Source organism: Streptomyces himalayensis subsp. himalayensis (assembly GCF_013778455.1).
Taxonomy (GTDB): Bacteria; Actinomycetota; Actinomycetes; order Streptomycetales; family Streptomycetaceae; genus Streptomyces; species Streptomyces himalayensis.
The window spans coordinates 1-22,236 of sequence record NZ_JACEHE010000017.1 but is presented as its reverse complement, the minus strand read 5'-3'; the positions used below and the strand labels follow the sequence as shown (position 1 = coordinate 22,236).

Below are 22,236 nucleotides of genomic sequence, written 5' to 3'. Positions count from 1 at the left end.
GAGTTGCCCAACGCAAGAGGGTTCAGAGGGAGGAAACATGGCCGGGGGCCAGGCGAGTGCCGGAGACCTGCTGCATCTGGTGCGCAGTGGACGCGCGACGACGCGCGGTGCGCTGCAGCAGGTGACCGGACTGTCCCGGGCCACAGTCGGCCAGCGGCTCGACCGGCTCTTCAGGGCGGGCTGGCTCCGCGAGGGCGAGTCAGGCCCCCTCGACAAGTCGGCCTCGCCACTCGGCGGGCGCCCCTCCATACGGCTCGAGTTCGACGACTCCCACGCGGTGGTGCTCGCCGCGGACCTCGACACCCGTCACGCGCGCGTGGCTCTTCTCACCCTCACCGGTGACCTGCTCGCCGAGCACACGGGCCCGCTGCTCGTCGAGGAGGGCCCGGAGCCCGTCCTCGCGGAACTCGGCGGCTGGTTCGCCGACTTGCTGAAGCAGACCGGCACCCACGCCGACCACGTCTGCGGCATAGGCCTCGCCGTGCCAGGACCGGTGGACAGCGACACCGGCCGCGTCGTGCAGCCGCCGATCATGCCGGGCTGGGACGGCTACGACATACGGGGCCGGGTGCGCCGCGCCTTCGCCGAGCACGCGGGCGGCCCGGCGGACGTGCCGGTGCTCGTCGACAACGACGCGAACCTCATGGCGTACGGCGAACAGCGCACCGGATACCCGGACTGCTCGGCCTTCGCGCTCGTCAAGGTCTCCACGGGTATCGGCGCGGGCGTCGTCGTCGACGGCGCGATCTACCGGGGCATCGACGGGGGCGCCGGGGACATCGGGCACATCCGGGTGCCGGAGGGCGCGGACGCGCTGTGCAAGTGCGGCTCGTACGGCTGCCTGGCGGCGGTGGCCAGCGGGCGCGCCGTCGCCCAGCGGCTGACCGAGACGGGCGTGCCCGCGGCGTCCGGCTCGGATGTGCGCGCGCTGCTGGCGGCCGGTCACCCGGAGGCGGTGCGGCTGGCGCGTGAGGCGGGGCGCCGGGTCGGCGAGGTGCTGGCCACCGTGGTCACGCTGCTCAACCCCGGGGTGCTGATGATCGCGGGTGACCTGGCCGGCACGCCGTTCCTGACCGGTGTGCGCGAACTGCTGTACCAGCGTGCGCTGCCGCGCTCGACGGCCCGTCTTGACGTGGTCACCTCGCGGCTCGGCGAGCGCGCGGGGCTCGTCGGGGCGGGGGCGCTGGTCGTGGAGCATCTGTACGCGCCGGAGCGGGTCGAGGAGCGGTTGCTGGCCATGGGCCTGTGACGACTTCGGCGACGCCCGGCCCGCGTGGAGGCCGCGTACCGAGACCGCCCACCGTGCGTACCGAGACCGCCCACCGTGCGCCAGAAGCCCGTCCGGATAGTGAAATCCGGTCTCTGTCTGTAGCGTGATTCTCGCCACCCTTGATAGCTGGTGCGCTCAGATGAGCGGATCTTGGGAGGCTGCACTTCTCCAAGGGGTGGCACTGAGTGCCACCCTCGGTGGATTCAAGAAGTAGAAGCATGTGTGATTTCAGGCGCTCACATGAGCGCAATAGGACGTCTACGGGCGTTGATTCCTTCAAGATCTAAAAACATCCGCAATCATTCTGAAACCGCCCCATCACTTTCGATCTGCTGGCGGACGGGTGGTTACAGCCGTATGACGCGCAAGTGGACGTACCGAGGTGCCTTCGATCTGGGTATGTTCCTCGCCGTCAGGGCAGCCACCGCGTCCTCGAGGAGTCGAGTCCCGTGTCGGAAAACAAAGATCCCCACGTAGCTGAGGGCGTGAAGTTCGTTTACGACTTCACCGAGGGCAACAAGGACCTCAAGGATCTGCTCGGCGGCAAGGGCGCCAACCTCGCCGAGATGACCAACCTCGGCCTGCCCGTCCCTCCGGGCTTCACCATCACGACCGAGGCGTGCAAGGTCTACCTCGACAGCGGCGAAGAGCCGGCGGCACTCCGTGACGAGGTGAGTGCGCACCTCGACGCCCTCGAGCAGAAGATGGGCAAGAAGCTCGGCCAGGCCGACAACCCGCTGCTCGTCTCCGTCCGCTCGGGCGCCAAGTTCTCCATGCCCGGCATGATGGACACCGTCCTCAACATCGGGCTCTCCGACAAGTCCGTGACCGGCCTCGCCGCGCAGGCCGGCGACGAGCGGTTCGCCTGGGACTCGTACCGCCGCCTCATCCAGATGTTCGGCAAGACCGTCCTCGGCGTCGACGGCGAGCTCTTCGAGGAGGCGCTGGAGAAGGCCAAGAAGACCAAGAAGGTCACGGTCGACACCGACCTCGAGGCCGCCGACCTGAAGAAGCTGGTCACGACGTTCAAGAAGATCGTCAAGACCGAGGCCGGCCGCGACTTCCCGCAGGACCCGCGCGAGCAGATGGACCTCGCCATCCACGCGGTCTTCGACTCGTGGAACACCGACCGCGCCAAGCTCTACCGCCGCCAGGAGCGCATCCCGCACGACCTCGGCACCGCCGTCAACGTCTGTTCGATGGTCTTCGGCAACCTCGGCCCCGACTCCGGCACGGGCGTCGCCTTCACGCGCGACCCGGCCAGCGGCCACCAGGGCGTGTACGGCGACTACCTGCAGAACGCGCAGGGTGAGGACGTCGTCGCGGGTATCCGCAACACCGTGCCGCTGGCCGAGCTGGAGCAGATCGACAAGAAGTCGTACGACCAGCTCATGCAGATCATGGAGACCCTCGAGAACCACTACAAGGATCTCTGCGACATCGAGTTCACCATCGAGCGCGGCCAGCTGTGGATGCTGCAGACCCGCGTCGGCAAGCGGACCGCGGCCGCGGCCTTCCGGATCGCGACGCAGCTCGTCGACCAGGGCCTCATCGACGAGGCCGAGGCGCTGCAGCGCGTCAACGGCGCGCAGCTCGCGCAGCTGATGTTCCCGCGCTTCGACGAGGCCGCGAAGGTCGAGAAGATCGGCCGCGGTATCGCGGCGTCGCCGGGCGCGGCCGTCGGCAAGGCCGTCTTCGACTCGTACACCGCCGTGAAGTGGTCGCGGTCCGGGGAGAAGGTCATCCTGATCCGCCGCGAGACCAACCCCGACGACCTCGACGGCATGATCGCGGCTGAGGGCATCCTGACGTCGCGCGGCGGCAAGACGTCGCACGCCGCCGTCGTCGCGCGCGGCATGGGCAAGACCTGTGTGTGCGGCGCCGAGGAGCTCGAGGTCGACACCAAGCGGCGCCGGATGACCACGGCCGACGGCACGGTGGTCGAGGAGGGCGACGTCGTCTCCATCGACGGCTCGACCGGCAAGGTCTACCTCGGTGAGGTGCCCGTCGTCCCGTCCCCGGTCGTCGAGTACTTCGAGGGCCGGATGCACGCGGGTGCCGACGACGCCGACGAGCTCGTCGCCGCGGTGCACCGGATCATGGCGTACGCGGACCGGGTGCGCCGACTGCGCGTCCGCGCCAACGCCGACAACGCCGAGGACGCCCTGCGGGCGCGGCGCTTCGGCGCCCAGGGCATCGGCCTGTGCCGCACCGAGCACATGTTCCTCGGTGAGCGGCGTGAGTACGTCGAGCGGCTCATCCTCGCCGACACCGACGAGGAGCGCGAGGACTCGCTCAAGGCCCTCCTCCCGCTCCAGCGGAAGGACTTCGTCGAGCTCTTCGAGGCGATGGACGGGCTGCCCGTCACCGTCCGCCTCCTCGACCCGCCGCTGCACGAGTTCCTGCCCGACATCACCGAGCTGTCGGTCCGCGTGGCGCTCGCCGAGTCCCGCAAGGACGCCAACGAGAACGACCTGCGGCTGCTGCAGGCCGTGCACCGGCTGCACGAGCAGAACCCGATGCTGGGCCTGCGCGGCGTACGCCTCGGCCTGGTCATCCCCGGCCTGTTCACCATGCAGGTACGGGCGATCGCCGAGGCCGCGGCCGAGCGGAAGAACGCCAAGGGCGACCCGCGCGCCGAGATCATGATCCCGCTCGTCGGCACCGTCCAGGAGCTGGAGATCGTCCGCGACGAGGCCGAGCAGGTCATCGCCGAGGTCCAGGAGGCGACCGGCGTCGAGCTGAAGCTCGCGCTCGGCACGATGATCGAGCTGCCGCGCGCCGCGCTGACAGCCGGTCAGATCGCCGAGGCCGCCGAGTTCTTCTCGTTCGGAACGAACGACCTGACGCAGACCGTCTGGGGCTTCAGCCGCGACGACGTCGAGGCCTCCTTCTTCACGGCCTACCTGGAGAAGGGCATCTTCGGCGTCTCCCCGTTCGAGACCATCGACAAGGACGGCGTGGGCTCGCTCGTACGGAACGCCGCGAAGGCCGGCCGTGAGACCCGGCCCGACCTGAAGCTCGGCGTGTGCGGGGAGCACGGCGGCGACCCGGAGTCCGTGCACTTCTTCCACGAGGTGGGCCTGGACTACGTCTCCTGCTCGCCGTTCCGGATCCCGGTGGCGCGGCTGGAGGCGGGGCGCGCCGCGTCCACGGCGAAGGGCAGCGACAACCGCTGATTCACCGGTGGTCGGCGACGGTTCGCGGACGGTTCGCCGACCACCGCCTGACCCCGGAGCCACTGTCGGTCCCCGACCCTCACCGACTCACGAAGGCTCCGGTGCACCAGGAGGGGCGGCACCCTGATGTGCGGGGGTGCCGCCTCTCTGTGTGTTACGTCCTGCTGGTCTCGGGTCGTGCCGCTCGGGTCAGACAGCTCCCGGCCAGTCCAGCACCGCGAGGGCGGGCCACTGCTCCTTCCAGCGGGCTGCCTTGGTCTCGTAGACCTTCCGTGGAGCGAGGACCGGATTCGGACGGACGACGAGGTTGAACACGTCCGCCAGACCGTGGGGCGCGTAGACGCGCCACCGCCCGTCCGGTTCCAAGCGGACTCCGAGACAGCAGGTCGTCGCGGCGAAGCAGTCGATGGCCGACTCCGTGGAGGTGTGCGGGGCGCAGGGAACACCGAACTTCTGCTCGTACCAGAGGTGGACCCGCGCCTCGTTCCGGATCTCGACCTGGGCCGGGAGATCACCGAAGGCGTCCAGTCCCGCTCTGATCACCGCGTCCTCGGCCTCCCAGGACAAGTCGCCGTCGTCGAAGTAGAAAACGTCGTAGTCCTTGATCCCGGCGGTCGGCGGCTGGTCGGTGACGACGTTCCACACCGTCTGGAACAGGCACCCAGCCGTCAGATACCAGCTGGGGAGCCGCATCGCCGCAGTCCGGTGCAGCACCTCCACCAACACGTCGTTACGGGACAGCGCCGCTTGCAGCGCGGACAGTTGCTCGTCGAGAGGCAGGCGACCGATCACCGCCCATGCCTACCATCGACCGCCGACACTCGCGCGGACGCACCTGACTGCCCGCCGGCGGTGCTGCCCCCGCTGTGGCCGCCGTTCACGGACTCGGTGACAGCGCGCAGTACGACCGTCGCGTCCAGGCCCCTGCCCGGGGCGGGCAGGAGGAGGGCCTCTCCGCCGCTCGCGCGGGCCAGTTGGCGTACCAGGGGCAGGCCCAGGCCCGTGCCGCCCTTCGGGGCGTCCGGGGCGCGCCAGAAGCGGTCGAAGGCTCGTTCGCGCTGAGCGGCGTCGAGGCCGGGGCCCTGGTCGACGACGTGCAGTTCGACGATCGGCGGCAGCCCGCGGCGGGGCCGCCGGGCCAGCCGGTGCACGACGACGGTGCTGCCCGGGGGAGCCGCCCGCACGGCGTTGGCCAGCAGGTTGTCCAGGATCTGCTCGACGCCTCCGGGTACCGCCCACACCCGGCCGACCGGCCCGCCGCTCGCCGTCAGGCGTACCCCGGACTCCGCCGCCAGCGGCACCCACGTCCGGACGTGTCGGGCCACCGCCGCGTCCAGATCGAGGGGTTCGGGCTCCAGTGATGCCTCGTCGAGCCGGGCCATCGCCAGCAGCGTCTCCGTCGTACGGGCCAGCCGGTCGGTCTCGGTCAGCGCGGCTTCCCAGTCGGGGAGTGAGCGCGGGGCGACGTCCCGCTCGAGGTTCTCCAGGCGCAGTCTGAGCGCCGCCAGAGGGGTCCTGAGCTGGTGCGACGCCTCGCCCGCGAAGGCGCCCTGGGCCGTGAGCAGATACTGCAGTCGGCGGGCCGTGGTGCGCAGGGTCTCGGTGAGGCGGCGCAATTCGGGCGGTCCGGAGACGGTGCGCTCCGGGACGACGAGGTCGCCGCCGGCCGCGATCCGGGCCGCGGTCTCCTCCAGGTACCGCACCGGCCGCCCGATCCAGCGGGCCAGGGCGACGGCGGCCACGGCTGCCAGCGCCAGCACAGCGGCGCCCACAAGGGCCAGGAAGCCCCACACCCGGCCGCTGTTGCCGTCCACCGACGAACCCGGCACGGTGAGCCGCACCGCGCCACGGACGGCCGGTCCCGGCCGGGTCGGCACCGCGAGGTGCACCAGTTCACCGCGGCGGGAGCGCTCACGGCGTACTCCGGCGCGCGACCCGCCGCGCAGGGCCGTCGCGATCTCGGGGCGCGTGGACAGTCCCGCCGCCTCGCCCGGCTCCAGGGGCGGCCATGCGGCGAACAGGCGGCCGGTGCTGTCGACCACGACCACCCGGCCGCCGGTGCTGGCGGCGTTCTCGCGGGCGAGCCGCGGCAGCCGGTCCGTGGAGTCCGTCTCGATGAGATGGTCGGCAAAGGCGGCGAGGGCCTCGGCGTCGTGCTCGAGGGAGGCGATCGCCCGGGTCTGCTCCGACCGGATGTAGAAGTGGCCGAGCGGCCATACGAGCGCGACGAGGACCAGGGCGGCGAGCGTGAGATAGCTCCGCAGCAGCCGGTACGTCATGTCAGGCGCCGATTCCCGCGGTCCGGGCTCAGCTGCCGCCGGGGCCGCGCAGGCGGAAGCCCACGCCCCGGACGGTTTCGATCGAGCCGGGGTCGCCGAGTTTGCGGCGCAGCGCGGCGACATGGACGTCCAGGGTCCTGGTGGGGCCGAAGAAGCGCTCGGTCCAGACCGTTTCGAGCAGGTGCCCGCGTTCGTACACGGCGCCGGGGTCCTGAGCGAGTACGGCCAGCAGGTCGAACTCCTTCGGGGTCAGGTCGACTCTCCGCCCGGCCATCAGGACCTGGCGGGTGCGCCGGTCGATGCTGAGGGCGCCGATGATCTGGGGTCGGCCGGTCAGGCCGCGGTCCTGCCTGGGTGGGCCGCCCTGGGCTCCGGTGTGCAGGGCTCCGGCGTGCACGGGTCCGGTGCCCAGGGGACCGGTGTGCACAGGGCCGGTGCGCAGGCGGCCTCTGTGCAGGGGGCCGGTGTGCAGAGGGCTGGCGGTCCCCGCCCCGGCGATCCGCGTTCCGGCGCCCCCGGCCGGATCCTCCGGTACGAGCTCGGGAACGGCGTGGAAGCGCCGCGCCACCGCCCGCATCCGGGCGATCAGTTCGCGGATGCTGAACGGCTTGGCGATGTAGTCGTCCGCTCCCAGTTCCAGACCCACCACACGGTCGGCCTCCGCGCCGCGTGCCGTGAGCATGATGATCGGCACCTGAGAGACCTGCCGGAGCATGCGGCACACGTCGATGCCGTCCATGTCGGGCAGTCCCAGGTCCAGCAGCACGATGTCGCCCGGCGGCATGCCGAGCGCGGCCGCGCCCGTGCTGCTCCGCTCGACCGTGAAGCCGTACCGGCGGAGCCCGTCGGCCAGTGGCTCGGCGATCGTGTCGTCGTCCTCCACCAACAGAACTCGCATGCCCCGGAAGGTACCTCAGGCCTCTGACACCTCAACTGCTTTCCGTAAAGCCTTGGTTAGGGGTCGGGAAGCAAGGCGAAAGGAGGGCGAAAGCGCTCCGCCAGAAGCCGGTCGGGGCGGCATCGGTGCTGGTTAGCGTCCTGCCACCCGATCCCGGAAGGAGCGTTGCCGTGCAGCGACTGCTGGACAACGCACGTGCGTTCAAGCGCAGGATCAGTGCCGAGAGTGACAAATATCGCAGGCTCGCCGAGGGGCAGTGGCCCAAGGCCCTCTTCATCACCTGCTCCGACTCACGGGTCCTCCCGTCCCACATCACAGGGGCAGGCCCCGGCGAGCTCTTCGAACTGCGTACCGCGGGCCACATCGTGCCCCCGTACGAGCGTCGGCTGATCTCCTCGGAAGCCGCCACCATCAGCTACGCGCTGGACGTGCTGGGCGTCGGCGACATCGTCGTCTGCGGTCACTCGCACTGCGGTGCCGTCGACGCGCTGGTGCGCGGGGCCGACCTGAGCGGCCTCCCGGAGGTGGGCGGCTGGCTGGAGCTGGCCCGGCCCGCGCTCGCGCCCGTGATCGAGGGCCCACCCGGGGACCCCGCCCTGGCGGAGGCCGTACGCCGTCACGTCACCGCCCAACTCGCCTCTCTGTACGGATATCCGCTCGTACGGGACCGCGTCGCCGCCGGTGAACTGCGGCTGCACGGCTGGTTCTACCGGATCGACACCGGAGAGGTGGAGGAGCTGGCGGCGGACGGTGCCTTCCGGCCGCCGCTGCCCCCGCGGAGGCTCGGAGACCAGTACCAGAGCCCCTTGAGCGGCGACCCGCTCGAAGGCCCGCCGCACGGTGGCCCGCGCCAAGGCGCGCACGGTGGCCCGCAGCCAGGCCCGCTCAGCGGTTCCTGACCTCGCTTTCACCCTCACACCCCACAGCCCACACCCCCTCCCCGTTCCAGGAGCACCGATGGCCCGTCATGCCCGCCCTGCCCGAAGCCGTACGCGAACCCGAATCCGTACGAGCGCCCGCACCGGTGCCCCTCCCGGTACGCGGACTCCGGCCGACCCGGGCACCCTCGTCACGGATGTCGTTGCCTCCCTCGTGGTCTTCCTCGTTGCCCTGCCGCTGTGCATCGGCGTCGCCGCCGCATCCGGCGTACCCGTGGAGCTCGGCATCGTCTCCGGGATCATCGGCGGCCTGGTCGTCGGCTTTCTGCCCGGCAGCAGCCTCCAGGTCAGCGGCCCCGCGGCCGGGCTCGCCGCACTGGTGCTCGAGGCGGTCGGCGCGCACGGTCTGGCGATGCTCGGCCCGATCGTGCTGGCCACCGGAGTGCTGCAGATCGTCCTCGGTGTGCTGCGGATGGGGCGTTTCTTCCAGGCGATCTCGGTCTCCGTGGTGGGTGGCATGCTGGCCGGCATCGGGCTGCCGCTGATGCTCGGCCAGACGTACGCGCTCGTCGACTCCGCACAGCGCGGCTCGGCCCTGAAGAACGCCGCGGGCCTGCAGGATCTGCTCTCCCGCACCCTGGCCAGCCAGGCGGCCACGCAGGCGCTGCTGCTCGGCGGCGCCACCGTCGTCCTGTGCTTCGTGTGGAAGAAGGCACCGGCCCCGCTGAGCAAGGTGCCCGCGCCGCTGGTGGCGGTCGTGCTCGGGGCGGCCGTCGCCTCGCTGCCGGGCGTGCGGGTCAAGAAGGTCGTCTTCGGCAGCCTCGGCGATGCCGTACGTCTCCCCGGAGCCGAGCAGTTGGCGGGCCTCGCCGACCCCGCGGTGCTCGGCGTGGTCGTCACCTTCACCGTCATCGCCTCCGCCGAGAGCCTGTTCAGCGCGGCGGCGGTCGACCGGATGCACACCGGGCCGCGTACCCGCTACAACCCCGAACTGCTGTCCCAGGGCGTCGGCAACACGCTCGCCGGGCTCGCCGGCGCGCTGCCGCTGACCGCGGTCATCGCGCGCAGCTCCGCCAACGTCCAGGCTGGGGCGAGGACCAAACTCTCCCGCATCCTGCACGGCGGCTGGCTGCTCGGCTTCGGACTGCTGCTGCCGGGCCTGCTCGGACTCGTCCCGGTGTGCGTGCTCGCGGGAATCCTCGTACACAGCGGGTGGAAGCTGCTGGACCCTGGCCAGTTCCCGCGCATGTGGCGCAAGGACCGCGGCGAGGGCGTGGTCATGGCGGTCACCACGGTCGCCATCGTGGTCGCCAATCTGCTGGAGGGCGTTCTGGTGGGCCTGGCGGTGGCGGTGCTGCTGGCCGCCGTGCGCATGTCCCGGCTCACCGCGGAGACGACCGTGGAGGGCGACAGCGCGCTGCTGGTGATGAGCGGCAACGCCACCTTCCTGCGGCTGCCGCAGCTGACGGCCACGCTGGAGTCCCTGGCTGGGCGCGAGCGGGTCCAGATGGATCTGACGGGCGTCACCCATCTGGATCTGGCCAGCCGTGCGGAGGTGGAGGAGTGGGCGGAGCGGCAGCGGCAGCGCGGGGCGGCGGTGGAACTGCTGCTGCCGGAAGCCGCGCAAGGGCGGGACTCCCCGCACCGGCCGGACGCCCCGCACCGGCCGGACGCCCCGCACCGGCCCGACGCCCCGCACGGGCCGGACACCTTGCTCCGACCGGACGGCGAAGGGCGGCACCCGTACGCCACGGGCGCCGCCCACGCCGAGCAGGTCAGGAGCGGAACGGCCCCGTCACCTCGTATGTGATGCCGCCGGACGAGCTGCCCGTCGTGCCGCGCTGCGACGAGAAGTACAGCCGCTTGCCGTCGGGGGAGAAGGCCGGGCCGGTGATCTCCGAGCTCGACTGGCCGGTGATCCGCAGGAACGGAGCGACGATGTCGTCCGGCGTGATGATGCAGATCTCCATGTTGCCGCCGTCCTCGGCGACGAACAGGTCGCCGGAGGAGGAGCCGGTGACGTTGTCGACGCCGGTCAGCGGGGCGCCGCCGCCGCTGACCAGGGAGTCGTCGTAGGCCAGCTCGTAGGTGCTGTTCAGCAGGTTGAGCTGCCAGACGCGGTTGTCGCCCTTGGTGGTGAACCAGACGGTGTCGTTGGCGTAGTGGCAGCCCTCGCCGCCGTTGAAGATCTTGGCGCCGGAGACCTGGTCGCGGGTGACGGTGGGGGAGCCGTCGCGGTCGGGCACGTTCGCCCAGGTGAAGCTTCCGGAGGTGGCCGTGCCGGCCTTGAGGACCTGCAGGGTGCCGGCGGACAGGTCGCCCCAGGTGGTCGGGATGAACCGGTAGAAGCAGCCGTCGCTCTCGTCCTCGGTCATGTAGATGACCTTGCGCACCGGGTCGGCGGCAGCCGCCTCGTGCTTGAACCGGCCCATCGCGTCGCGGCGGACGGCGGCCTTCACGCCCCACGGGTCGGTCTCGTAGACGTAGCCGAGGGAGACCTCCTCACAGGACAGCCAGGTGTTCCACGGGGTGGCGCCGCCCGCGCAGTTGTTGCGCGTGCTGGACAGGATCCGGTAGGCGCCGGTGATGGAGCCCGAGGAGTTGAACTTCACGGCGCCGGCGCCGCCGCCGGTGCTGATCTCGGAGTTGGAGACGTAGATCCAGCCGCTGCCGTCGGCGAAGCAGGCGCCGCCGTCGGGGGCGTTGTGCCAGGTGTAGGAGGTGCCGGAGACGACCTGTCCGGAACGGGCGATGACTCTGCTGGTGAAGCCGCTGGGCAGCTGGATCCCGTTGGCATCGGCGGTGCCCAGCGCCCCGTACGGGCCGGGGCCCTTCTGGGCCGGGGCCGCGTAGGCGGCGCCGTGCATCAGGGTGCCGCCGAAGGCGGCGGCCGAGGTGCCGATGACTGCTCCGCGCAGGAAGGTACGACGTTCCACTCTCGCTCCAGGGGGTGCCGTGACCGCCCCGGCACCGGGCGGCGCCGGGGTCGAGCGTGGGGGGCCGGTCATGGACCCTAGGCGCGCCGAGTTGACGGGCCATGGACAATTCATGACGGCGTCCTGGCATCGGATGGCCGGGAAGTGATCGCCCCGCCGTCGTACGGTGAAGTGACCACCATCTCCACAAGGGAGCTCCCTCATGACGGGCTGGAACGCGAGCGGCATCCCGGACCAGGGCGGACGTGTCGCCGTGGTCACCGGTGCCAACAGCGGCATCGGATACGTGACGGCACGTGAGCTCGCCCGGCATGGAGCCCGGGTGCTTCTCGCCTGCCGCAGCGAGACACGCGGCATCGAGGCCTCGGACCGGATCCGTGCCGAAGTCCGGGACGCGGACGTGCAGTTCGTCCCGCTCGATCTCGGCTCGCTGGACTCCGTACGGGAGTTCGCAGCCGCCTACGACCGCGACCACGGCCGGCTCGATCTGCTCATCAACAATGCGGGCGTGATGGCCCTGCCGTACGGCCGGACGGCGGACGGTTTCGAGACGCAGTTCGGCGTCAACCACCTCGGGCACTTCGCGCTCACCGGGCTGCTGATGCCGCGGCTCCTGGCCGCGCCCGAGGCCCGTGTCGTGAGCGTCTCCAGTGGCTTCCACGCGCTCGCGAACATCGACATCGACGACCTGAACAGCGAGCGCGGCTACCGGCGCTGGGTCGCGTACGGACGCTCCAAGACCGCGAACCTGTTGTTCGTCCACGAGTTGGCGCGCCGTCTCGCCGCCGCCGGCTCCGGCGTCGTCGCGGCTGCCGCGCATCCCGGCTACGCCTCGACGAACCTGCAGACCCGCGCCCCGCAGATGGAGGGCCGCAAGGTCATCGAGCGCCTCGTGGCCGTCGGCAACCGGGTCTTCGCCCAGTCGGCCGACGCCGGCGCGCTGCCCACGCTGTACGCGGCCACGGCGCCCGGCGTCGCCCCGGACTCCTTCACCGGGCCCCGCCTCCAGGGCTGGCGCGGTGCCCCCGCGCCGTCGTGGCGCGCCCCGTGGACGCTGAACGACACGGCGGGCGAGCGGCTGTGGGCCGAGTCGGAGCGGCTTACGGGCGTCACGTACGGCGCGCTCAAGGCGTGATCAGCGGAACGCAGTGACGGCTCCGCGGCGGGACCGCGGAGCCGTCACTCGATCGTCCGTGCTCAGACCGCGACGCCCGCGCTCCGCACCTCGTACGCCGTCACCGCGACCTCGTCGTCGTCCAGGCACTTCCCGGACTCCAGGTCGAAGCGCTGCTTCAGCAGTGGCGAGGCGACGAACGGGCGCCCCTGCGCCGAGCCGATCAGGCCCCGCGAGAGGACCGCGGCGCCCGTGAACGGGTCACGGTTGTCGATCGCGTACAGGCGACCCGAACGGTCGAGGAAGATCGCGGCCTGCCGGCCGTCCGGCAGCAGGGCCGCGACACCGCGGCCGGGCGTCAGCAGCGCCAGATCGCAGACCGTGAACCAGTCACCGGTCCCGTCGAGAAGCAGCTGCACCTTCAGATCTGTGGTTTCCGGGGCGAGCGTCATCGGGTGGCGGTTCCTTCCAGGGGGCGGGTGCCGATGGACAGCAGCGGCAGGTCCGGCTTGATCTGGTCGCGCTCCGGGACGAAGCTGACCAACGGGTCCGGGGTGTCGGGCGCGTTCACGAAGGAGACGAAGCGCGACAGCTTCTCCGGGTCGTTGATGGTCTCGGCCCACTCGTCGCGGTAGTTCGCGACGTGGTCGGCCATCAGCTTCTCCAGCTCGTCGCAGATGCCCAGCGAGTCGTGGACGACGACGTCACGCACGTGGTCGAGGCCGCCCTCGATGCGCTCCAGCCAGGTCGACGTGCGCTCAAGACGGTCGGCCGTACGGATGTAGAACATCAGGAAGCGGTCGATCAGCCGGATCAGCTCGGCGTCGGACAGGTCCTGGGCCAGCAGGTCCGCGTGGCGCGGGGTCGCGCCGCCGTTGCCCGCAACGTACAGGTTCCAGCCGTTCGCCGTGGCGATCACGCCGAAGTCCTTGGACTGGGCCTCCGCGCACTCGCGCTGGCAGCCGGAGACCGCCGACTTCAGCTTGTGCGGGGAGCGCAGACCCCGGTAGCGCAGCTCCAGGTCGATGGCCATGCGGACCGAGTCCTGAACGCCGTAGCGGCACCAGGTCTGGCCCACACACGACTTCACGGTGCGCAGCGCCTTGCCGTACGCGTGCCCGGATTCGAAGCCCGCGTCCACAAGCCGCGCCCAGATCATCGGCAGCTGCTCGACGCGCGCGCCGAACATGTCGATGCGCTGACCACCCGTGATCTTCGTGTAGAGCCCGAAGTCGCGGGCCACCTCGCCGATCACGATCAGCTTCTCCGGGGTGATCTCACCGCCGGGGATGCGCGGCACGATCGAGTACGAACCGTTCTTCTGCAGGTTGGCCAGGAAGTGGTCGTTGGTGTCCTGCAGCGATGCCTGCTCGCCGTCCAGGACGTAGCCGCTGGCGCCCAGCGTCGGCGCGAGCGAGGCGATGATCGAGCCGACTGCGGGCTTGCAGATCTCGCAGCCGTCGCCGCCGCGCGCACCCTCCCGGCCGTAGCGGTCGAGGAGGTCCTGGTACGAGGTGATGCGCAGGGCGAGGACGATCTCGTAGAGCTCCTGGCGGGTCTGGCCGAAGCAGCCGCACAGGCCCTTGTCGACCTCGACGCCGGACGCCTCCAGCTCGGCGTTGACGAGCTGGCCGAGGACCTTGACGCAGCTGCCGCACGTCGTACCGGCCTTGGTGCACTTCTTCACCTCGGGCACGGTGGTGCACTTGTGCTCGGTGACCGCGCCGCGGATCGTGCCCTTGCGGACGTTGTTGCACGAGCAGATGATCGCGTCGTCGGGCAGTGCGGACGGGCCGAGCTGGGCGGGCTCCCCGGCACCGGCGGGCAGCACAAGCGACTCGGGCGAGACCGGCGGGACCGAGCCGGTGAAGGCCTTCAGCGTGCCGTACGCCTCCGCGTCGCCGACCAGGATGCCGCCGAGCAGTGTGCCGTCGCTGCCGATGACCAGCTTCTTGTACAGGCCCGCGCGGGAGTCGGAGTAGACGACGTCGAGGCAGTCCTCGGTCGCGCCGTGCGCGTCGCCGAAGGACGCCACGTCGACACCGAGCAGCTTCAGCTTGGTGGACAGGTCGGCGCCGGTGAAGGAGGCCTCGTCCGCGGCGATGGTCGCGGCGGCGGTCTCGGCCTGCTCGTAACCGGGGGCCACCAGGCCGTACACCCGGCCGTCCGCTGCCAGTGCGCACTCGCCGATCGCGAACACGTGCGGGTCGTTCACCGTGCGGCACTGCTCGTCGACGGTGATGCCGCCGCGCTCGCCGACCGTGAGGCCGCAGTCGCGGGCCAGCTGGTCGCGGGGGCGGACACCGGCGGAGAACACCACCAGGTCCGTGGCGAGTTCGGAGCCGTCGGACAGCTTCATGCCGGTGACCGCGCCGGACTCGTCGGTGACGATCTCCTGCGTGCCCACGCCGGTGTGCACGGTCAGGCCCATGTTCTCGATGGTGCGCAGCAGCGCGGCGCCACCGCCGTCGTCGACCTGCACCGGCATCAGGCGCGGCGCGAACTCCACGATGTGGGCGCCCAGCCCGAGGCCCTTGAGGGCGCCGGCCGCCTCCAGGCCGAGCAGACCGCCGCCGACCACGGCACCGGTCGTCGCCTTCGTCTTCGCGTACTCCTCGATCGCGAGCAGGTCCTCGATCGTGCGGTAGACGAAGCAGCCCTCGGCGTCCTTGTTCGGGACGGGCGGCACGAACGGGTAGGAGCCGGTGGCGAGGACGAGGATGTCGTACTCGAAGACCTGGCCGGACTTGGCGGTCACCCTGCGGGCCTCGCGGTCGACCGTCTCCGCCGGGTCGCCGACGTACAGCTCGATGCGCTCCTTCTCGATGAACGCCATGTCGGTCATCGACAGGTCCTCGGGCGTCTTGCCCGAGAAATACGAGGTGAGGGCCACGCGGTCGTACGCCGGGCGCGGCTCCTCGCACAGCACGACCACGCGGTGCGTGGCGGTCAGGCCGCGCTCGGCGAGCGCTTCGAGGAAGCGCTGGCCGACCATGCCGTGGCCGACGAGCACGATCGTGGGGCGGGGGCCGGTCCCCACAGGTGCGGTCGTGGACATCAGGAGCCTCCATGGTTGGTGAGCAGGTGGAGCAGGGGGGCACCGTCCGCGGGGAGCGGCTCTGCCCCCTCCCAGGCGCGGGCGAGCGCGCCGACGGTGCCGAGTTCGCCGACGAGAACCCCGCCGACCAGGCGGTCGTCGCGGACGACGACCTTGCGGTACGTGCGGCGGGTCGAGTCGGTGAGCTGCACGACGTCGTCGCCGGGCAGGGCTTCGGTCTCCCCGAAGGCGGCGACGTCCAGCGGTCCTGTGCCCTGTTCGGCGAGGGTGAGCCGGGTCAGGGCGCGGGTGCCGGTGTAGCGAGGGCGTCGGGTCGACTCGGAATCCGTGTCCGAGGTGAGGAGCGCCGCCAGGGTGTCGGCCTGGTCGAGGGCCGGTGCGGCCAGGCCGTATACGTGACCATCGTGTTCCGCGCAGTCGCCGATGGCCCTGATGTGCGGGTCGGAGGTACGAAGCTCGTCGTCGACGACGATGCCCTTGCGCACCTCCAGGCCCGCCGCGACGGCGAGGCCGGTGCGGGGCCGGACACCGCAGGCGAGGACGACCAGGTCGGCCCCGAGCCGGTAGTGGTCGGCGAGCTCCACGGACTGCACCGCGCCGTCCGCGCAGTGGAGGCCGCGCACGCGGCACTCCGTGTGGATCTCCACACCCATGCCGGTGAGGTGGCGGTACACCAGCTCCGACGCCTTGGCATCGAGCTGGCGCTCCATCAGGCGCTCGCCCTGCTGGGCCATGACGACCTGGACGCCGCGCTCGGCGAGCGCCCGCGCCGCGGAGACCCCGAGGAGGCCGCCGCCGATCACGACGGCGCGCGTCCCTTCGCGTACCGCCGCGGAGAGGGCCAGGCAGTCGTCCATCGTGCGGAACGCGTGCACGCCCTTGGGGAGGTCGCGGGCGCCCGGCTCGAACAGGCCGCGCAGCGCAGGAAGCACCGGGTTGGAGCCGGTCGCCAGGACCAGCGTCTCGTATGCGATCACGCTGCCGTCGTCGCAGTGCACCAGCCGGTCCTCGCGGTCCACGCGGACGACGCGGGCACGCAGCTGGGGGCTCGACGGGGCGGGAAGCGCGATGATCTCGGGCGCGTACCGGCCCGCCAGCACCTCGGCGAGCAGCAGACGGTTGTACGGGGCGTGCTCCTCCTCGCCGATGAGCAGGGCGTCGGGGCCCAGCCGCTGGGCGAGCCGTGCGCCCGCGGGGCCGGCGCCGATCACCACCACACGCGTTTTCGAGGTCATGCCTTGAGCGTGCGTCGTGGGTGTTACCCGTCGGCATCCCCTCTGTTTCCCGAGAGGAACGCTGCGCTCAGCAGGGGCCGGGGGCGGGTGTGAGGGTTTGGGCGCGGGGTCCGTTGCGGGTGTGAGCGCGGGCCGCTCGCAGAGGCCCTACTGCCCTGATCAGGCCGTGCCCGGGCGTCGCGAACCTCAGATGGTCCTCAAGACCCGCCGTATTCGATGGACGGCCCATGTATAGCGTGCCTAGGGTCGCGATCATGCCCGACATATCCCTGACGACCGTGCTCGTGCTCTGCCTCGCCGCGGGCGCGGCCGGATGGGTCGACGCCGTGGTGGGCGGCGGTGGGCTGCTGCTGCTTCCCGCTCTGCTGCTCGGTCTGCCGGGCAGCACCCCGGCCGCGTACGCGCTGGGCACCAACAAGGCGGTGGCCATCGTCGGCACCACGGGCGCGGCGGTGACCTACGTGCGCAAAGCGCCCGTGGATGTCTGGACGGCGGTCCGTATCGGTCTCGCCGCCGTCGCCGGGTCGATGGGCGGCGCGTTCTTCGCGGCCGGGATGAGCACGGAGGTGCTGAAGCCGGTCATCATGGTCGTGCTCCTTGGCGTCGCGGCGTTCGTGATCCTCAAGCCCGCGTTCGGTACCGCGCCGGCGGCCGGGCCCGCCTCCCGTCGGCGCATCCTCGCCGCCATCGGCCTGGCCGGTCTCGGCATCGGCTTCTACGACGGGCTGATCGGCCCCGGCACCGGCACGTTCCTCGTGCTCACGCTCACCGCCGTGCTCCACCTCGACCTGGTGACGGCCTCGGCCACCGCCAAGATCGTCAACTGCTGCACGAACGCCGGAGCGCTCGCGATGTTCGCCTGGCAGGGCACGGTGCTGTGGCAACTTGCGGCGCTGATGGCCGTGTTCAACCTGGCCGGCGGCACTCTGGGTGCGCATACGGCGCTGAAGAAGGGGAGCGGCTTCGTCCGCATCGTGCTGCTGACGGTGGTCCTGGCGCTGGTCGCGAATCTGGCGTACGAGCAGTGGGTGGCGTAAGAATTCGGCTGCCATGATCCGGGTGCGGCTAGCGGCTTCCGGTCAGATGTGCGAAGACCACGACGTTGCCCTGGTAGCCCGTCTTCTTCGCATAGCCGCCGCCGCAGGTGATCACCCGTAGCTCGGGCCGGCGGGCGGGGCCGTAGACCTTCTCGTCGGGGAAGTTTCGGCTGTCGTACACCTCGACGGCGTCGACCGTGAACACGGCGACCGATCCGTCCCTGCGGTCCATCTCGACTGTGTTGCCCCTCTTCAGCGCGCCGAGGTTGTAGAAGACGGCGGGGCCCTCCGCGTTGTCGACGTGTCCGGCCACGACGGCGGTTCCGGTCTCACCGGGCTTCGTCCCGGCCTCGTACCACCCGGCGACGTCCTTCCGCTCGGGCGGCGGTGCCTCGAGGCTGCCGGAGGAGGTCAGGCCGAGGCCTACGAGGGGCGCGTTCACGCGTATCGCGGGGATGCGTATGCGGTCGGGCGGCGACGGCGGCAGCGGGGGCGCCGCGGGTGCTTCGCCCTCGCTGCGGGCGTCGGCCTGCGCGGCGGACGGCTGCGGCGGCGGGTGGCCCTCGGTGCCGCTGCGCACCAGCCATATGCCGGACACGAGGGCGACCACGGTCACGGTGGCTATCGCGGCGTCGGGGACCCCCCGGCGGGGAGCGCCGCGCGCCGGCCGTGCCGACCGTGCCGGCCTTGCCCTGCTGGTCCAGCGCATGGGCACCTCCGGGTGGCTGATCCGGGTGGCTGATGGTTCCGCGTCCCCCTCCGGGCGCCGCGAGGGGCTACGGGCCCGGAGGGGGCGGGAGGAAGCGGTACCTGCGGACAGCGGAGGGCGTCCGTCAGATCCTGTCACCTCTCGCCCGGCGATGCAGGAGCCAGGTACCGCCCGCGGCGGCCACGGCCAGCGCCGCTACACCCGCCGCGGTCTGCACGGGGTCGGGGCCTAGCGCGCCGCCGACCCCCGTCTCCACACGTCCTTTGGGCTGCTGCTGCGTCCCGGCGACGGCCAGGATGACCTTCAGATCGCCCGCCATCTCCTTGTCCCCGCGGAAACACTTCGCGACGATCTCGTACGTGCCCGGCTGTGCGGACGGCGGCACCTTGAACTGGCCGATCGCCTCCCCGTCGTGCGCGCTGGGCGCCAGGGTGAACATGCCCGCACCCACCGCGCTGGCGTCCCCCGTCGCCGTCTCCCCGGTGCCGCACGCTTTGGTGTTCACCGAGACCGTCGCGCCCGGGGCCGTGGTGGACGGATACAGGTCCAGGGTGGTCGCGTCGCCCGCGTGGGCAGGGGCGGCCGACAGGCCCGCCGCGGCGGCGGCGAGCACGGTACCGGTCAGCATGCGGCGTCTGCGCATGGTGCTTGCACCTCCGAGAGGGCGCGGCCCGCGGCACCCCCAATGTGCCGCCGAGTCGGTCGCGTCCCTGCCCTTCCGAGGTAAGTGGCACTCGACGGCACACGCCTGCTGATGAGCCATCAGAAATCCGGGGACGGGCCGTTCCCGGGTGCTCGAACGCGAACGTTCCAGCAGGTCACCGGCGTGTCGGCAAAAAGAAACCCCAAACGGCGCGGCGGAGGTGTGAACGGGTGACTCCCGGGCGCCGTCCGGCGCGTCAGAGCGCCTCCCACGGCACGGACGCGTACACGTCCGCCAACGCCCCCATCAGCTTCTCGTCGACTGTGAAATCCGTGGCGTCGATACGCCGTACGGGGGCGATGCCCAGTGAGTTCATCACGAAGGCGGACGGGTACGAGGCCAGGTCGGCGAGGCCCACTGGGGCACGGCGCGAGCGCAGTCCGGCGTCGCCCAGCCGCGGCTCGAGCAGCTGCAGTGTGGTGCCCGCCAGGCAGGGCGCGTCGGGCCACACGACATCCGAACCGTCGTAGAAGGCGATGTTCGCGACGGCGCCCTCGCTGACCGTGCCGTCGGGGCCAGTCAGCAGAGCGCCGTCGAAGCCGGCCCGGCGGGCCAGCCGCCCGTAGTGGATCTGGCCGAAGCCGCCGACGTGCTTGATGTGCGGCACCGGTCGCAGATACGGCACGGACATCAGGGACTGCGCGTCCGCCGGCATCCCGGCGGGCGGCCGGACCGTGACCATGATCCGCGGCTCGCCGTCCGGCGCGTGCACATAGACCCGTATCGCGGCGTCCGTGATGTCGTCACCGAGCGCGTGCCGGACCAGCTCGCGCACCCGCCCGCCGTCAAGGCCGCGGTCGAACAGCTCGCGGGTGGCCGAGTCTAGCCGCGCCAGATGCAGCCCGAGCCCCCGCACCCGCCCGGCCCTGACCTGCATCGCGGTGAAGTGCCCGTCGTTGACGAGAGCGGGCCACAGCAACTGCTCGGCGGTGGCGGGCCGCCCCTCGATCTCGACGCGCTGGACGAGGGGCGGGTCCTGCTGTACGCGGGGGCTCGGTGACGTCGTCATGACGCAACGGTACGGGCGCTGGTCAGCCCACCGACACCGCCGACCACGCCGCGCCCACCGCGGCGTACTCCGCGCTCCCCGCCCCGTACAGATCCTTCGCCGCGTTGAGCGTCGCCGCCCGCGCGCCCGCGTAGTCGGTCGACGACGTCATGTAGACCGTCAGCGCCCGGTACCAGATCCTGCCGAGCTTGTCCTTGCCGATGCCGCTCACCGTCGCGCCGTTGCACGTGGTGCCGTTGTGCTGCACCCCGCCGATGGTCTTCGGGCCGCTGCCCTCGGCCAGCAGATACGCGAAGTGGTTCGCGACGCCCGACGAATAGTGCACGTCGAGCTTGCCGACCGAGGAGTTCCAGCAGTCCGCGGACTTGCCGTCCTTGGACGGCTGGTCCATGTAGCGCAGCGCCGACTTGCCGAAGCCCGGCTTCACGATCTTCTCGCCGATGAGCCAGTCGCCGGGATCGGATGCGTTGGCCGCGTAGAACTCCACCAGCGTGCCGAAGATGTCGGACGTCGCCTCGTTCAGGCCTCCCGGTTCACGGGAGTACGTGAGCCCCGCGGTCTTCGACGTGACGCCGTGTGTCATCTCGTGCCCGGCCACGTCCAGGGACACGAGCGGCCCGAAGGTCGTTCCGTCACCGTCGCCGTACGTCATGCAGAAGCAGGTGTCGTCCCAGAAGGCGTTGTTGTAGTCGGTCCCGTAGTGCACACGGTTGTACGACCCCTTGCCGTCACCGGCTATGCCGCTGCGCCCGTGCACGTTCTTGTAGTAGTCCCACGTGGTGTCCGTGCCGTACTGCGCGTCGACCGCCGCGGAGGCACGGTCCGAAGCGGCCCCGTTCCCCCAGTGGTTGTCGGCGTCCGTGAAGAGCGCCGCGGGCGCCCGTTCCAGGCAGATCACGAGGAGGCAGGTGTCCGTCTTGTTCTGCGCGTCGCCGGTGTAGGTGTTGCCGCGCGTGGCGTCCTTGAGCTGGTACGACGAGCCGGACTGGGTCGTCTGCAGCGGCACCGTACCGCTGTAGAGGGACTGTCCGTCTCCCGTCGCGGTCTCGATGCTGTCCCAGGCGTCGATCTGCCGGCCGGTGCGGGCGTCGGTGAGGACGACGCGGGCGACGGGGTTGCCCAGCGAGTCCTGGCCGGTGGCCTCGGTGCGCCAGGCGAGCGTGGGCTCGCCGTGGAGAGCGTCCACGACCAGCTGTGGCGTGGCGACGATCTTGCGCAGTGTCTCGCCGATGTTCGCTGCGCGCAGGGCTGCCGCCGCCACGTCCGCGGCCTTCGGCGCGGTGAGCGAGGGCTTGACGGACGGCACGGCGAGGTCGCCGAGCACGGCCCGGTCGGCGCTGCGATAGCCCCCGTCGGGGGCCAGATGGACGACGAAGTCGCCGCCGAGGACGGGCAGTTGACGGTACGTACGGTCGTACCGCACGTGCTGGCTGCCGTCCGCGTCGACGACGACGTCGCGCACCGTGGTGGCCTGCGCGTCGGTGATGCCTAGCCGGCCGGCGAGCGAGGCGATCGCGCTCTGCGCGTGGCCGATCGCATCTTCCCGGCTGGGCAGCGGCTGGTCGGCCGCGGCCGCGGTGGGGGTGAGCGCGCCGGCCAGGAGGGCGGTGGCCGCCGCAACTGTTCCGGCGGCGGTCCGGCGCGATGTCGTCGGGGACGGCGGGGACGGCGGGTCCGGCGGGGTCGGCGAGGCCGGGCGCGTCGCAGTCGTCGGTCGTCTCATCGGTCTCCTCGGGAGTGAGGTCTGGCCGCCTGGCCTGAGGTGAGGGAAGTGGCGCTGACGTGCGCTGATGACGTGCCGTCCGGTTTACGCGATCATGACATGTCATGTCCATAGCGATCCTGTGCCGCTGTCGTGGAGCTGTGGTGCGCAGGTAAGGAGGGGCGCAGGGGGGCGTCCGATCTGCTCGGCGATGATCGTCAGAGCGTCG

At 71.3% G+C, this 22,236-nt stretch carries 17 protein-coding genes; 6 read left to right on the top strand and 11 right to left on the bottom strand.

Features of this window, described 5'->3' with window-relative positions:
• Positions 1-37 precede the first annotated feature (37 nt).
• Positions 38-1,249 carry an ROK family protein gene (locus H1D24_RS25765; RefSeq protein ID WP_181660081.1) on the top strand — a complete coding sequence of 404 codons (1,212 nt, stop codon included), beginning with the start codon at positions 38-40 and terminating at the stop codon, positions 1,247-1,249.
• 470 nt (positions 1,250-1,719) lie between these two features.
• Positions 1,720-4,449 carry a pyruvate, phosphate dikinase gene (gene ppdK, locus H1D24_RS25760; protein ID WP_181660080.1) on the top strand — a complete coding sequence of 910 codons (2,730 nt, stop codon included), beginning with the start codon at positions 1,720-1,722 and terminating at the stop codon, positions 4,447-4,449.
• A 189-nt stretch (positions 4,450-4,638) separates the two neighbouring features.
• Here ppdK and H1D24_RS25755 read toward each other — a convergent pair whose 3' ends face one another.
• From H1D24_RS25755 to H1D24_RS43655, 3 genes are read right to left on the bottom strand one after another with little or no spacing between them, the layout of a single operon-like run.
• Positions 4,639-5,241 carry a nucleotidyltransferase family protein gene (locus tag H1D24_RS25755; RefSeq protein ID WP_181660079.1) on the bottom strand — a complete coding sequence of 201 codons (603 nt, stop codon included), beginning with the start codon at positions 5,239-5,241 and terminating at the stop codon, positions 4,639-4,641.
• Positions 5,238-6,728, bottom strand: coding sequence for a sensor histidine kinase (locus H1D24_RS25750; RefSeq protein WP_181660078.1), 1,491 nt, complete (start codon positions 6,726-6,728; stop codon positions 5,238-5,240). Before H1D24_RS25750 ends, H1D24_RS25755 begins: the two co-directional genes overlap by 4 nt.
• Before the next feature lie 28 nt (positions 6,729-6,756).
• Complete coding sequence (locus H1D24_RS43655) at positions 6,757-7,626, bottom strand: response regulator transcription factor (RefSeq protein ID WP_181660077.1); 870 nt, start codon at positions 7,624-7,626, stop codon at positions 6,757-6,759.
• Between the two features lie 170 nt (positions 7,627-7,796).
• On the opposite strand from H1D24_RS43655, the gene H1D24_RS25740 reads away from it, so the two are divergent.
• A complete protein-coding gene (locus tag H1D24_RS25740; RefSeq protein WP_181660076.1) occupies positions 7,797-8,525 on the top strand; it encodes a carbonic anhydrase in 729 nt (242 codons plus the stop codon).
• Between the two features lie 58 nt (positions 8,526-8,583).
• Positions 8,584-10,314: a SulP family inorganic anion transporter gene (locus tag H1D24_RS25735; RefSeq protein WP_181660075.1), complete on the top strand. Its 1,731-nt coding sequence runs from the start codon at positions 8,584-8,586 to the stop codon at positions 10,312-10,314.
• On the opposite strand, the gene H1D24_RS25730 is transcribed toward H1D24_RS25735, so the two are convergent.
• Positions 10,280-11,440: an alkaline phosphatase PhoX gene (locus tag H1D24_RS25730; protein ID WP_181660074.1), complete on the bottom strand. Its 1,161-nt coding sequence runs from the start codon at positions 11,438-11,440 to the stop codon at positions 10,280-10,282. The genes H1D24_RS25735 and H1D24_RS25730 overlap by 35 nt on opposite strands.
• A 202-nt stretch (positions 11,441-11,642) precedes the next feature.
• Here H1D24_RS25730 and H1D24_RS25725 point away from each other — a divergent pair, with 202 nt between their 5' ends.
• Complete coding sequence (locus H1D24_RS25725) at positions 11,643-12,575, top strand: oxidoreductase (RefSeq protein WP_181660073.1); 933 nt, start codon at positions 11,643-11,645, stop codon at positions 12,573-12,575.
• 62 nt (positions 12,576-12,637) lie between these two features.
• Here H1D24_RS25725 and nirD read toward each other — a convergent pair whose 3' ends face one another.
• The 3 genes from nirD to H1D24_RS25710 are packed head-to-tail and all read right to left on the bottom strand — an operon-like array spanning position 12,638 to position 16,847.
• Positions 12,638-13,006 (bottom strand): nitrite reductase small subunit NirD, encoded by a 369-nt coding sequence (gene nirD / locus H1D24_RS25720; RefSeq protein ID WP_181660072.1) that lies wholly within the window; start codon positions 13,004-13,006, stop codon positions 12,638-12,640.
• Positions 13,003-15,612: a nitrite reductase large subunit NirB gene (gene nirB, locus H1D24_RS25715; protein ID WP_181660071.1), complete on the bottom strand. Its 2,610-nt coding sequence runs from the start codon at positions 15,610-15,612 to the stop codon at positions 13,003-13,005. The genes nirD and nirB overlap by 4 nt, the downstream gene beginning before the upstream one ends.
• Positions 15,612-16,847 (bottom strand): NAD(P)/FAD-dependent oxidoreductase, encoded by a 1,236-nt coding sequence (locus tag H1D24_RS25710; protein ID WP_181660070.1) that lies wholly within the window; start codon positions 16,845-16,847, stop codon positions 15,612-15,614. The genes nirB and H1D24_RS25710 overlap by 1 nt, the downstream gene beginning before the upstream one ends.
• 254 nt (positions 16,848-17,101) lie before the next feature.
• Between H1D24_RS25710 and H1D24_RS25705 the strand changes: the two genes are divergently transcribed.
• On the top strand, positions 17,102-17,884 hold the full coding sequence (locus H1D24_RS25705) for a sulfite exporter TauE/SafE family protein (RefSeq protein ID WP_181660069.1): 783 nt from the start codon (positions 17,102-17,104) through the stop codon (positions 17,882-17,884).
• A 28-nt stretch (positions 17,885-17,912) separates the two neighbouring features.
• On the opposite strand, the gene H1D24_RS25700 is transcribed toward H1D24_RS25705, so the two are convergent.
• The 4 genes from H1D24_RS25700 to H1D24_RS25685 form a co-directional block, all read right to left on the bottom strand.
• On the bottom strand, positions 17,913-18,593 hold the full coding sequence (locus H1D24_RS25700) for a class F sortase (RefSeq protein WP_181660068.1): 681 nt from the start codon (positions 18,591-18,593) through the stop codon (positions 17,913-17,915).
• Positions 18,594-18,717: 124 nt separating this feature from the next.
• The gene (locus tag H1D24_RS25695) at positions 18,718-19,236 is read right to left on the bottom strand and encodes a GVDTG sorting domain-containing protein (protein ID WP_181660067.1); all 519 of its coding nucleotides are present in this window, start codon (positions 19,234-19,236) and stop codon (positions 18,718-18,720) included.
• A gap of 256 nt (positions 19,237-19,492) precedes the next feature.
• Entirely contained in the window at positions 19,493-20,305 is an 813-nt protein-coding gene (locus H1D24_RS25690) for an aminotransferase class IV family protein (protein WP_181660066.1), read from the bottom strand.
• 22 nt (positions 20,306-20,327) lie between these two features.
• Positions 20,328-22,028 carry a M4 family metallopeptidase gene (locus H1D24_RS25685; RefSeq protein ID WP_181660065.1) on the bottom strand — a complete coding sequence of 567 codons (1,701 nt, stop codon included), beginning with the start codon at positions 22,026-22,028 and terminating at the stop codon, positions 20,328-20,330.
• Between the last annotated feature and the right edge of the window lie 208 nt (positions 22,029-22,236).